The 12,677-nt window shown below is 40.4% G+C and carries 11 protein-coding genes and 1 pseudogene; 2 read left to right on the top strand and 10 right to left on the bottom strand.

What is annotated here, in order from left to right; all coding sequences use genetic code 11:
* Position 1: 1 nt before the first annotated feature.
* Both ABLB98_RS02230 and ABLB98_RS02225 read left to right on the top strand, forming a co-directional pair.
* Positions 2–1,402 (top strand): efflux transporter outer membrane subunit, encoded by a 1,401-nt coding sequence (locus ABLB98_RS02230; RefSeq protein WP_348882685.1) that lies wholly within the window; start codon positions 2–4, stop codon positions 1,400–1,402.
* 209 nt (positions 1,403–1,611) lie between these two features.
* A complete protein-coding gene (locus tag ABLB98_RS02225; protein WP_249570124.1) occupies positions 1,612–2,574 on the top strand; it encodes a hypothetical protein in 963 nt (320 codons plus the stop codon).
* Positions 2,575–2,659: 85 nt separating this feature from the next.
* Here the strand turns inward: ABLB98_RS02225 and ABLB98_RS02220 are convergent, their stop codons facing one another.
* From ABLB98_RS02220 to topA, 10 genes and pseudogenes are all read right to left on the bottom strand, one after another.
* The gene (locus ABLB98_RS02220) at positions 2,660–3,463 is read right to left on the bottom strand and encodes an enoyl-ACP reductase (RefSeq protein ID WP_249570125.1); all 804 of its coding nucleotides are present in this window, start codon (positions 3,461–3,463) and stop codon (positions 2,660–2,662) included.
* Between the two features lie 141 nt (positions 3,464–3,604).
* A complete protein-coding gene (locus ABLB98_RS02215; protein ID WP_348882684.1) occupies positions 3,605–4,339 on the bottom strand; it encodes a Bax inhibitor-1/YccA family protein in 735 nt (244 codons plus the stop codon).
* 364 nt (positions 4,340–4,703) lie between these two features.
* Positions 4,704–4,982: a hypothetical protein gene (locus tag ABLB98_RS02210; protein WP_348882683.1), complete on the bottom strand. Its 279-nt coding sequence runs from the start codon at positions 4,980–4,982 to the stop codon at positions 4,704–4,706.
* A 111-nt stretch (positions 4,983–5,093) separates the two neighbouring features.
* Positions 5,094–5,597 carry a DUF6586 family protein gene (locus ABLB98_RS02205; protein ID WP_348882682.1) on the bottom strand — a complete coding sequence of 168 codons (504 nt, stop codon included), beginning with the start codon at positions 5,595–5,597 and terminating at the stop codon, positions 5,094–5,096.
* A 72-nt stretch (positions 5,598–5,669) separates the two neighbouring features.
* Positions 5,670–6,029 (bottom strand): annotated as a pseudogene (locus tag ABLB98_RS02200) (ASCH domain-containing protein).
* A 6-nt stretch (positions 6,030–6,035) separates the two neighbouring features.
* Positions 6,036–6,281, bottom strand: coding sequence for an RNA-binding protein (locus ABLB98_RS02195; RefSeq protein WP_004802550.1), 246 nt, complete (start codon positions 6,279–6,281; stop codon positions 6,036–6,038).
* Between the two features lie 56 nt (positions 6,282–6,337).
* On the bottom strand, positions 6,338–8,317 hold the full coding sequence (locus ABLB98_RS02190) for an ATP-dependent helicase (protein ID WP_348882681.1): 1,980 nt from the start codon (positions 8,315–8,317) through the stop codon (positions 6,338–6,340).
* 119 nt (positions 8,318–8,436) lie between these two features.
* Entirely contained in the window at positions 8,437–9,009 is a 573-nt protein-coding gene (locus ABLB98_RS02185) for an HdeD family acid-resistance protein (RefSeq protein WP_348882680.1), read from the bottom strand.
* Positions 9,010–9,187: 178 nt separating this feature from the next.
* Positions 9,188–9,946 (bottom strand): hypothetical protein, encoded by a 759-nt coding sequence (locus ABLB98_RS02180; RefSeq protein WP_348882679.1) that lies wholly within the window; start codon positions 9,944–9,946, stop codon positions 9,188–9,190.
* An 88-nt stretch (positions 9,947–10,034) separates the two neighbouring features.
* Complete coding sequence (topA, locus tag ABLB98_RS02175; RefSeq protein ID WP_348882678.1) at positions 10,035–12,674, bottom strand: type I DNA topoisomerase; 2,640 nt, start codon at positions 12,672–12,674, stop codon at positions 10,035–10,037.
* Positions 12,675–12,677 lie beyond the last annotated feature (3 nt).

Genomic DNA, 12,677 nt, shown 5'->3' with positions numbered 1-12,677 from the left:
TATGTCTTTTCAATTCACAAAATTAGGACTCGCACTGGTACTCACTGGCTCCTTGGCTGGCTGTTCTGCTGTGGTGAAAACCCCCTATAACGCCCCAACAATCCAAGTGCCACAACAGTTCCAATACGATGCACAAAAAAGTAAAAGCATCAATTTAACTGATCAATGGTGGACGTTATTTAATGATGCTCAACTGAATCAGTTAGTCGATCAGGTACTGGCTAAAAATAGCGATTTAACTGTTGCCGGAATCACCCTTAAACAGGCTCGTTTACAGGCAGGTTTGGCTGAAAATAAACAAGGGATTCGAACCAGTTCCAGTATATCAACAGGTCATAACTATGACCTACGCTCAGGTGATGGTTCTGACCGTGGGTTATCGACCAGTGTCGGTGTTAGCTATGAACTCGATTTATTTGGCAAGCTCGCCAATCAAACTGAAGCAAGTCGTTGGGAAGCTCTAACCACTGAACAAGATTTGCAAGCCACAGCACAAAGTCTGGTTGGAACCACAGCGAAACTGTACTGGCAATTGGGCTATTTAAACGAACGTTACCAAACCATTCAGCAGAATTTAGCCTCAACTCAAAAAACCTATTCTTTGGTACAGTCGCAATATAAAGCGGGTGCGGTTTCAGGCTTAGATTTAACTCAAGCGGAACAATCGGTACAAAGCCAAAAAGCCAGTTTAAGCCAAATTGAGCAGCTTCGTGTTGAAGCGCGTACTGCGATTGCTGTATTGCTACATGAACCTGTTCAACAACTGAATATTCAAGAGCCTACACAACTACCTCGCAATGCTCTTCCGAATATCGCGATTGGACTCCCTGCCGATATTTTATCGCGTCGTCCAGACTTACAAGCTTCTGAATTACGCCTACGCAAAACCTTAGCCAATAAAGATGCAACCAAAGCCAGCTATTATCCATCGATTAATTTGACGGGAAATCTAGGTTCTTCTAGCACCTCTTTAACACAACTGTTAAAGAACCCTGCTTTAACTTTAGGTGCAAGCCTGAGCCTACCTTTTCTTCAATATAATGATATGAAGAAAGATATTGCGATTAGTGATCTGGAATATGAAAAAGCAATTACTCAATATCGCCAAACGCTATACCAAGCTTTTGCTGATGTCGAAAATGCATTATCGAATCGAACACAACTGAATCAACAAGTACAACTGCAACAACGCAATGTCGAACTTGCGAACAAGACCGAGCGACTAACCGAAGTACGTTATCGAAATGGTGCAATTGCCTTAAAGAACTTACTAGATGCGCAAGAGACTACACGTAATGCACGACTCAGCTTAGTTGAAACCAAGCAGAATCAATACAATGCGTATGTGACCCTAATGCAAGCTTTAGGTGGAAGTCCTGTGAAAGAACTGCCTGAACAATAACACACGAGTTGATATTGTTTACTTTCTTAAAGTTCTGAACTCATTTTGAATGAGCTGAGAACTTTTGATTTTACTCATCAAATTTATGCATTGACGTAAATCTTGCTGTTTTATATGCTGATCAAAATATAGTTAAATCAAATAGAAATTAAATTGGTCATACGGCAAATTTGCCGTGTAACTGTAGTTAAGCCTATTGGGAATCATTAATGAGCAAGTATGAGTTGAAAGATGCTATTGATGAACATATGTCGTTTATTGATGAGATTCTCCAAGAATCAAAAGTACCTATATTTGATCGGTTTATTCGTGCCGCTTCAATTTTTGTTGATGTTGCAATAACAGACTCTAGTTTTGGAAGCAAAGAAGAACTCTTGAAAAGCAAAGCATTTTTTGAGGGGATAATTCCATTGGTTAACGACTGGTATTGGGAAAAATATGGCGAACTCTCAAAAAAACCAAAGGATAAAGTTTATTCGGCAATTATTAGCCCCTATGGACAACCTGTATTAGTAAAAATCCCATCTACGACTAGTAGAATTGAAGTGCCAAATGAAACAGCATGGCTTACTTTTCCAGATTGCCGGCAAGAAAACGAGTCATTAACTGATATGATTCAAACACCATCAATACTGGATAAGATACCCTCAAATGAAAAAGAGGTTCTACTTTCAGAGTTCGATGAAGTTGTATCTATGACTAGATCAATCAATCTAAATATTATGTCTGCTAGTAACTTTGATCCAGAAACTACTAATATGGCTCAGGGAATATGGAGTCATTTTGAAAAAGCTATTGTGGATATCTTGTCTTTTCAGAATCAGCAAGCGTCTATTGGATGTTGGGAGTTACATCTAGCAATAGAAAAAACGCTAAAAGTGTATCTAAAGCAAGCCAATGGAAAGAAATACTATGGGCACAATTTGAACACACTCGGGGATGAAGCAAGGACCTATATTCCAGAAATTGACTTATCAATGATAAAGTCGCTGCCAAGTGACAAAGATGCTATCCAGCTTCGATACTCCGAGTTAATTAAGAATGTAGATGAGGTTGTAGGTTACTATAAAAAAGCATTGGCATTGGTTTCCTTCATCACAAGCAAATTATCCCGAAAGTATCAGCTCAATAACGCGTCTTTTTTAATAAGAAAAGCAGCTTGGGCAAAGTAAGGATTAACAAGACATTAAAGCCGCCCTCCTTAAAAAACAAAGCCGCTATAAAAGCGGCTTTATTCAATAATCTAGAGCAATCTAATTATTCATCATTCATCATTGACTGGCTCATACCGACAGTATTGAAACCACCATCAACATAAAGGATTTCACCCGTAATACCTGAAGCCCACGGCGAACAAAGGAACAATGCAGCATTACCCACTTCTTCAATCGTCACATTACGTTGTAATGGAGCAATTTTTTCATTGGCATCTAACATTTTACGGAATGATTTAATACCAGAAGCTGCCAATGTGCGGATTGGACCCGCAGAGATCGCATTCACCCGAATCCCCTCTTTACCCAAGCTTAGCGCTAAATAACGAACACCCGCTTCTAAAGACGCTTTAGCCATACCCATCACGTTATAGTTTGGCATCACACGCTCAGAACCTTGATAAGTCAAGGTTAGTAAACAACCTTTACGTGCTTGTAATAATGGTTTAGCAGCACGAGCCATCGCAACAAAGCTATACGCACTAATGTCATGTGCAATTTTAAAACCCTCACGATCCGTCACGTCGGTAAAGTCACCATCTAGCGTATGTGCAGGTGCAAAACCAATCGAATGCACAACACCATCTAAACCATCCCAATGTTTTGCTAACTCAGCAAATGCACCATCAATTTCTGCATCAACAGCTACATCACAAGGGAAAACTAAGCTTGAACCAAACTGTGCTGCAAAATCATCAACACGTTTTTTCAACTTTTCATTTGGATAAGTAAACGCAAGCTCCGCACCTTCACGATGTAATGCAGCAGCGATACCGTATGCAATTGATAATTTGCTTGCAATACCAGCGATTAAAAAACGTTTACCAGCTAAAAGTCCTTGTGACATCTTATTCTCACTCGAAAAATTTTCACCACATCATGCCAACATTCCTTATTTTTCGGAATTGCATAATCCATCTTTTTTACAAACTTGCATAAAAAAATCGCCCTCAGATGAAGGCGATTTTCTTTTTAAGATAATAATTCGTTAGTCATCACCTTGGATCAGACTCAACAAACGCATAAATGAGTAATACATCCATACCAAAGTTGCTAATAGTGCAATTGCACACAACCATTCAAATGCTTTCGGAGCACGTTGTGCTGCTGCACTTTCAATTAAATCAAAATCTAAAATTAAGTTCAATGAAGCAATTACCGCAACAAAAGCTGCAAAACCGATACCTAACCAGTTACTTTCAAAGATATAAGGAATACTTGAACTAAATGCCAAACTCATGATGATCTGAACGACAAATACCAAAGCTATTGCAATAGATGCTGAGATCACCACTGCTTTGAATTTCTCAGTTGCACGAATGATTTGGAATTTATATAAACCAAATAGAACTAATGTGGTCACAAATGTTGCAAGTAAAGCTTGTAACGGAACACCTGGAAATTTCAGTTGGAAAATAAAAGAAATACCACCTAAAAATGCACCTTCAAATAAAGCATAAGGAATTGCTAAAGCAGGTGCTGTATTGGATTTAAATGTTGTAATCAAAGCTAGAACAAAACTGCCAATTGCCCCGACGATTGCCGCTGCATATGCAATCGAAAGATTTGCTGTGAATGCACAATAGAAAAATAGTGCCATTCCTAATACAGCTGCAATCACTGTCAATAATACTGACTTCTGAATAGCACCTTGAATGGTCATTGGCTCAGTTATATCAGTATAGGTTTCCACCCGAGTTAAAATTGGATTATTACTTTGCATGTAAGCTCTCTTTTTATAGTAAGCAAATAAAAATTGAGTTTATGATATTTTTTATTCAATCCCAATATTTTTTACATTTAATAAAGCTTTAATTTTTTTGCAATTTATTGATAGCTAATCCATTAAAAATATATGAAACAAAAGTATTTGATTGCAAAATTAAAGCACATTTTATGGCTATAACTTTCATTTCGTAGCGAGAACCATAAGCTTTTATTTACAGTCTAGATCTCTTTATACCAACTGAATCAATTGTAATAAAATCTGTATTCATCTAAGTAACATAAGTAATAAAAAAAGGAGTCGCATTTTAGGACTCCTTTTTAAATCATTTTTTAGATTAGAGTGAAATATTACAGTTCTTTTAGCTAAAGTGCTGTGGTTGCTCATCAATAACTTCTGCTTGTAACTGATTCATCTGTTTTTCCAACAAACCAAATAAAGCGGCTTGGATCATATGCTGTGCAACGGTTGGTGTCTGATCACCCAAAATCTTTTTAACATCTTCACTAAATTGAATTTTAACCAAAGGTTCTGCTTCCGAACCAGCATGACGCAAGGCAAGCTCTCCACCTTCAAGTTGAACTAACTCGAGAACGGCTTCTTGGCTACCAAATAACTCTTTTAACTGTTGCATTGACATACATTACTCCATGTTGCTACATGGTGGCAAAGCGCTACTGCACTTTGCAATCTCACGTCTTATTTATATAAGTGCTACTCACTCATATTTCAAGTCTATGTTGTACTCGAATTAAAACTCAACCATTTCATTGCGAAAACCGTCAATCAAATGGCTTAACTCTCTATGCCATTCTCGTAATATTTTCGCATCGGGTAACCATGCTTGAGGACTTTGAGTCACCTTAATAATCAAATTCGATGAGGTCTCATTTTCAGGCTCTGGTACTGTTGGCTCGGGTGCGTACTGACATAAACGATACGCACGTTTGAGTTCTGCAATAAAACCATCTTTAGCAAGTTGCTGTAATACTGAAACTTCTGGTGAGACTTGTCCTTTAACTGCCATCTGTTCTTCAATCGACTTAAAAGTCGGTTGCAAATCATTTAAACGATAATAGCGCACCAATTCTTGTAAAAACGCTAAAATTGCCCCGTGTAAATGAAATACTGCTGCCTCACGATATGCCTGCGCTTGTTGAATATGTTCAGTTTGCTCAGCTTGTTGACATGCAAGTCGGGCAAAATACAATTTTTGATTGGTACGATCAGCATGGTAGCGAGCAACACGAGACATAATAAATCCCTTTTTCAGTTCATTTAAATCAAGACTGATTGTAAAGCGAATTGATGCTGAAACAAATAGCTCTCACAACATCAATTCAATACGATAAAGTTTTCGCTTGGCAATGACTTGAATCGGTGGATCAATCGGACGAATATTGCGATTGCCCCAAGCCAAATATCCTTCAGCCCAATACGTTGCACAAGCTGCATCAACTTCATCAGATTGCCATGGATGCACTGATTCAATATCCACCAATGCAACGGCAAAACCAACGTCTTCATCCCCATCATTCAAAAGAAAGTGTTGATTCTCTACAATCATCAAATCTTTCAGTGGCAACATTCGAGGTTGCTATGAGCGAACCTCAAGCGTTTTAATTTTCTTGGCTATTCGTTCAGCATTTGGTGCAACCATTGATAAAGCAGTATATTGCTTTAACATTGATAATTAAGCTTTATCATCCGCAGCTTTGACACGAATGCCTTGGCTTTTTACCTTCAAGGTGTTTAAACCTTTAATTGCTTTAATCGCTTCACGTGGATTTGGCATTTCAACAAAACCGAAACCTTTCGATTTACCCGTTGCTTCGTCTTTGACCACGACACAAGACTCAACTTTTCCATATGCTTTAAATAAGTCGAGAATTTCCGCATCAGTCACATTACGGTCTAAATTACGAACTAAAATTTTCATGCTAAAACCTAAAAGATGATTCATTGTAGAATCAAAAGAATTTGAATCTGCCTAGTTTAATCGAAATCAATCCCAAAACCTAAATTGATTGTAGTCGTACGAGAATGATTGCTTTGGCCGTAGGCACGTGGAATATCCCGATGAATCTGAACATCGACTAAATGTTGAGGTAAATCATTGAGGAAGTAACTTTCTATTTTTCTTCCTAACTCATCATATTGATCTTGTGACCATAAATTTAAATTCTGTTTGGTCAAAATCAATTCATCTTCTGCACGTGTTAACGCAACATATAGCACACGACGCTCCTCCTCCACATCATCAAAATCGCCTTGTGCGCGTGCATGAGGATATTGATTCGGAGAAACATGTGGGACATAACAGACTTTTTGTTCAGTTCCTTTTGCAGAGTGAATTGTAATCAAAGTCACTAAGTCTTGATCGGGTGTCTTGTCAATTTCTGATATCGAAATTGGGTCAAGTACATATTCTTCTAAGAACTCCCCAAGAGCACCGTGTTTACGTGCCAATTGCTTGACCAAATCAAAGTCTTTAACACGGCGTGACCAATCTTTCGTTTTATAGTTATTTTCCAGTTGTTCCGTCAAGGCATCCAACGCCAAGCCAATACAGACTTCAACATGCTGCTGCAATACATCGAGCTGCATCAAAATTAAAATCGCCTGTTGCGGTACTTTGCCATGTCGCTCTAAACGTTGGCAACGGGCTTCGATATCAGGTAATTGAATCAGCTCTTGCGCCAACTTACTGGCACCCACATCGCCCACGCCATCCCAAAGCGTCAGGAAACGCATCCAGGCTAAATCATCTTGTGGGTTAACGCTGACCCGAAGTAAGCTCAATACGTCTTTAACATGTGCAGACTCAAGCAGTTTTACCCCGCCAATAAAACGATAAGGGATATTGGCTGCAATTAAAGCACCTTCCAAATAACGCCCACTAAAGCCCGAACGCAACAGAACCATGTGTTCCGCCCACGCTGCACCCTGTGTATAACGCTGATTCAAGTCTTGAATAATCCAATTGGCTTCTTCAAACTCATTACTCAAGATATGCAGTTGTGGCTTTAAACCTTTACCTCGATAGGCCTGTAGATGCTTGTCATATTCAATTTGGCTCTGCTCCAGCAACCAATTGGATAAATCTAAAATGTCTTGGGTCGAACGATAATTCATCTCCAAAGTCAACACTTCGGCATCAGGCACACGTTCTTTAAAATGGTGAATATTCTCAAAATCCGCTCCACGAAAGCCATAAATCGATTGGGCATCATCCCCGACACAAAACAGTTTTACTTTGCCAACTAAAGGCTGAAGCAAAGCCCATTGCAAGGGATTGGTGTCCTGCATTTCATCGACCAATAAGGCGGAACAAAAACCAGTGACCCATTGCACTAGCTCTGGTGAACTTTGCAGATGTACGGCAACAATAGATAGGATGTCATCATAATCCAGAAAATTACGTTCTTGCTTGCGTTGCTCATAGGCTTTCATCAATTCAGCAATTTGGGCTTTATACTCAAGCGCTTGGGGTAGCTGCTCAACTAAAGCATCCGATAGTTTGGTTTTGGTATTACGAGCATAGGAATAGAGATCACACAATTCGGCCGCTTTAGGTAAGACATTGCCCTTATCATTGCCTCGTAGTAAACGAAACATCAGCAATTGATCATCCCGATCAATAATACTGAACTGGGTTAGACCAAACGCACGTGGATTACGACGTAGTAAATACATACAAAAAGTATGAAAGGTTGATGCGCGTAAACCTTTGGCCTGTGCGCCCATATGCTGCTCAACCCGCGTCACAATTTCACTTGCTGAACGTCGGGTAAAAGTTAGAATCTGAATTTGTTGTGCTGGCAAACCTTGATCAATTAAGTATGCTGCTCTTGCCACAATGGTTTTGGTTTTACCACAACCTGCTCCAGCCAAGACCAGACAATTTTGTGCTGTCGTTGTTGCTGCTTGTTTTTGTTGTGGATTCAGTTCATCAATTAGCTTGGCAAGCGTCATACAATCGGTCAATTAAAAGCGAAATGCTATTTTAGCAGACTCAAGCCATTGAAATGTTTCTCGCTACAAAAACAAAAAGAGCATGTAAAGACATGCTCTCTCACTCTCAGCCTGACCCGTTAGATGGTAGTTGAACTATGGGGTAACTGCTTAATTGCACTCGCAAAGGTTAGATAGTTAATTCCTTGAAATAAAATATCAATTGCAAGGAACATTCCCAATACCCAGAACGGTGAATCAGGTGATGATAAGATCAGGGCACCTGTTAACAGGGTGAGTATGCCCGAGAAGAGTACCCACCCCCAACCTGAAATTGGTCTCAGGATAAATGCATTTACGCTACGAATAATCCCCGCAATAATTAATGCAATCGACAAGAAACTGGTGAGCATCACTGCAGTAATCACAGGTGTGGTAAAAGCAAAGTAACCAGCGGCTAGATATAGCACACCAAACAAAGCCCACAACCAACGTGTGCCTCCTTTAAACACCATAAATGCGGCAACAAAATGCAGAATACCACCCAACATCATTAACACACCAAACAACAAGACGGCAGATAATGTTGCAAATGGTAACGCTGCTAAAAGCGTTAGGCCAAAAATAACCAATAACACACCCAATAACAGATACCATTTACGATCAGCGTGTAGCTGATTGCGAACCAGATCATTACCCACCGTTTTCATCATGATTTACTCTTTTATCATCAATGTGCTATGTATATATTGAGCGTGTTTTAGACCTAACTCTGTATAAGGCATGTTGACAATTCATGACAAAATGTTGAAAAACCAGTGTTTTATTTCATAATTTTTAATTTAGTCTGTTCTTTTTGGGGCTATGGATAAATCGGAACTTATCCACAATTTACTTGATCCAGCCAATTTCCTGCGCGGTCAGCACACTAATCACGGTTTGTTCCAAGTCATTTGGCATTTTACTTTTATGCTCTGAAAGTGGGATACGCCCTCCCATGATTTCCGCCTCAGTTTGTGGATACAAAGGTTGCTTATCCGCCTGTGCATAACCAATCGGGAAAATAGGTTCACCATTGTTCAAATTATATTTATCGGTCGCGCCAAAACCGTGCAATAACTCATGCACTAACACTACATTATTTTGCTGTGTCTGTTTAGCTGAGGCAAACAGATTGACTGAACCAATTCGTCCACGTTCCAGCGCAGTTGAGTGCTTGAGTTCCCGATTTTGCTTCGGATCATAGAAATTCAGATATAGAGTTAAACTCGGTGAACCATCAATCGATTGATGCTGCTTCCATGCATAAAAGCGAAACTTTAGGCTCCATAGAATATTATCCAGAATACTTGGCTGCTCAGACATCTTCGGTGGAGTTTGTTTTAACTCACGTCCGATTTGAACCATAAAGTAGCTGCTTTGCCCTCGATATTGCTGGCTATTTTTTTCTAGATACTGCTTCACCTCAGCAAAATCATCTTGCTGCAATGTTTGAATATACTGCTGTGTTGTAGGCAACCCATCGGCATTAATCGGATGCAACAATACATTAATCGGCTGATTCCAATCCTGATTTTGATCACGATAAGCATTGACTGCAACAATCAACAACACCAGTAGTAAGCAAGCGACTCGAATATTTTTCCACATGCATTTCACCCCAATCAAAATTAATTTTTCTTTTTATTTGTTCAATAAAAAATGCCAGCAATCGCCAGCATTTTTTAAACTTTAATGTTTAAGCTTCTACCCATTTCCCATCTTGGAACACCAGACTCCACTTGGTCTGCTTGCCCTCAGCAGTTTCAGAACCCACATATTGTGCCTGATTCTTACGGCTGAATTTCACCACCGTTGGATTGCCGTCAGGATCAACATCTGGTGCTTCTAACAAGAACTGATACTTCGGATCAAGCTGCTCAGCCACACTACGTAATTCAGCCACTTTCGGTGCACGTGTTTCACGAATTTTCGGAAATTTGCTGGCTGCTAAGAACAAACCTGCCGCACCATCACGTAACACGAAGAAATCATCATGCTTGGCTGAACGTAGATGTTCCATTTTGATTGGATCAACACGCGGTGGCGCGGGTTGACCGCTCTTTAATACTTTACGGGTATTGTCACAGCTTGAGCAGGCAAAGTAAGGACCAAAACGACCTGTCTTTAACTGCATTTCACCATCACATTTATCACATGGAATGGTTGGACCATCATAGCCCTTAATCTTGAATTCGCCTTCCTCGACTTCGTAACCATCACAATCTGGGTTATTACCACAGACATGCAATTTACGACCACCATCGACTACATAACTGTCCATTGCTGTACCGCATTTAGGACAACGGTGTTTCGACATCAAATCAGCAGTTTCAGCACCATCATCATCCGACAATGCCGCCAAAGACTCGACTGGTGTTAAGTTGAGTGTGCCTTTACAACGCTCTTTCGGTGGCAGGTTATAACCTGAACATCCTAAGAATACACCTGTAGTTCCTGTACGAATCTGCATTGGACGCGAACATTCAGGGCAAGATACATCCGCCACTTCGACTGGCTGATTACGGCGCATGCCGCTTTCACCCTGTGCATTGGTTAAACGTTTCTTAAAATCACCGTAGAATGTATCCAGTAACTCTTTCCAGTTACGCTCACCCATTGCAACACGGTCTAATTGACCTTCTAAATCAGCGGTAAAAGCATAATTCATCAGATTATTAAAACTTTCATCCAAACGGTCTGTAACGATCTCCCCCATTTTCTCTGCAAAGAGACGACGGTTTTCCAGTTTTACATAACCACGTTCTTGAATCGTTGAAATAATTGCAGCATAAGTCGATGGACGACCAATCCCTTTTTTCTCTAATTCTTTCACCAAAGATGCTTCAGTAAAGCGTGCAGGTGGCTTGGTAAAATGCTGACTCGGATCAAGTTTTTCCAACTTAAGCACTTCACCCACTTTCACCGCAGGCAATAAAATATCATCATCAGATTTATTGGCACCACGAACGCGGGTAAAACCATCAAATACCAGTGTACGACCTTTAGCCTTTAACTCAACATTTGCCGCTTCAACTGTTAAGGTTGATGACAGATATTCTGCTGGTGTCATTTGACAGGCAACAAATTGACGCCAAATCAAATCATATAAACGCTGTGCATCACGCTCTACGCCCGCCAGTTTATCGCCAGTCAAACCAACATCTGATGGACGAATCGCCTCATGCGCTTCTTGTGCACCCGCTTTATTGCCATAACGGTTTGGCTTGGCAGGAACGTATTTTTCACCAAAATTTTGCTGAATATGATTACGCACCATATTCACCGCGTCATCGCTCAAGAAAGTTGAGTCGGTACGCATATAGGTAATAAAACCACCTTCATACAAACGCTGTGCCAGCATCATGGTTTTCTTCACAGAGAAACCTAAACGCGTACTCGCCGCTTGTTGTAAGGTTGAAGTGATATACGGTGCACTCGGATTAACTTTGGTTGGTTTGTCTTCACGCAACGCCACTTTATATTCAGCATCTTTTAATACACTGAGTAGGACATCAGTTTCAGCTTTATTTTTAAGCTTAAGTGTTTTACCTGCTTGCTTAACCGCTTCTAAGCGAATGCCTTCTTTCTTGGAAATGGTATCTGCAAAAACTTGCCAGTATTCTTCTGGGATAAATGCACGGATTTCACGTTCACGTTCAACCACCAGTTTCACAGCAACTGACTGCACACGTCCTGCCGATAAACCACGGGCAATCTTTTCCCAGAGCAATGGCGACACCATAAAGCCCACCACACGGTCGAGGAAACGACGTGCTTGCTGAGCATTCACACGGTTTAAATCAAGTCGTGTTGGCTGTTTAAATGCTTCTTGAATGGCATTCTTGGTAATTTCGTTAAAGACCACACGATGGTAGCGACTATCATCCCCACCAATCACTTCTCTTAAATGCCAAGCAATTGCTTCCCCTTCTCTATCCAAATCCGTTGCGAGATAGATTGCATCTGCATCTTTGGCGAGTTTTTTCAGTTCAGCAACCACATGTTCTTTGCCTGGTAGCACTTCGTAATGTGCAATCCAATCATGCTCGGGATCGATACCCATACGATTAATCAGTGCGGACTGGGCTTTTTCGGCTTTCTGTTCATCCGTCAGTTTAGTACGAGTTGCGGGCTTCTTTTCAGTCGATTTCGCCCCGCCTCCTGTCGGTAAATCACGCACATGACCCACCGATGATTTCACCACATATTGTGAACCCAAATATTTATTAATTGTTTTCGCTTTTGCAGGCGACTCCACAATCACTAAGGCACGTTTCTTTGCAGCAGGTGTAGGAGCTGCTGTGCTTTCTGAAGCAGAGCGTGGAGTATTCGCCATAAT

It is taken from the genome of Acinetobacter yuyunsongii (assembly GCF_041021915.1).
In the GTDB taxonomy this organism is placed as follows: domain Bacteria; phylum Pseudomonadota; class Gammaproteobacteria; order Pseudomonadales; family Moraxellaceae; genus Acinetobacter.
This window is presented reverse-complemented; position numbering and strand designations above follow the sequence as displayed.

Excerpts from the sequence above, each read along its gene's own strand:
- ABLB98_RS02230 (WP_348882685.1), top strand. The coding sequence starts at position 2 with ATGTCTTTTCAATTCACAAAATTAGGACTCGCACTGGTACTCACTGGC.
- ABLB98_RS02225 (WP_249570124.1), top strand. The coding sequence starts at position 1,612 with ATGAGCAAGTATGAGTTGAAAGATGCTATTGATGAACATATGTCGTTT.
- ABLB98_RS02220 (WP_249570125.1), bottom strand. The coding sequence starts at position 3,463 with ATGTCACAAGGACTTTTAGCTGGTAAACGTTTTTTAATCGCTGGTATT.
- ABLB98_RS02215 (WP_348882684.1), bottom strand. The coding sequence starts at position 4,339 with ATGCAAAGTAATAATCCAATTTTAACTCGGGTGGAAACCTATACTGAT.
- ABLB98_RS02210 (WP_348882683.1), bottom strand. The coding sequence starts at position 4,982 with ATGTCAATGCAACAGTTAAAAGAGTTATTTGGTAGCCAAGAAGCCGTT.
- ABLB98_RS02205 (WP_348882682.1), bottom strand. The coding sequence starts at position 5,597 with ATGTCTCGTGTTGCTCGCTACCATGCTGATCGTACCAATCAAAAATTG.
- ABLB98_RS02195 (WP_004802550.1), bottom strand. The coding sequence starts at position 6,281 with ATGAAAATTTTAGTTCGTAATTTAGACCGTAATGTGACTGATGCGGAA.
- ABLB98_RS02190 (WP_348882681.1), bottom strand. The coding sequence starts at position 8,317 with ATGACGCTTGCCAAGCTAATTGATGAACTGAATCCACAACAAAAACAA.
- ABLB98_RS02185 (WP_348882680.1), bottom strand. The coding sequence starts at position 9,009 with ATGATGAAAACGGTGGGTAATGATCTGGTTCGCAATCAGCTACACGCT.
- ABLB98_RS02180 (WP_348882679.1), bottom strand. The coding sequence starts at position 9,946 with ATGTGGAAAAATATTCGAGTCGCTTGCTTACTACTGGTGTTGTTGATT.
- topA (WP_348882678.1), bottom strand. The coding sequence starts at position 12,674 with ATGGCGAATACTCCACGCTCTGCTTCAGAAAGCACAGCAGCTCCTACA.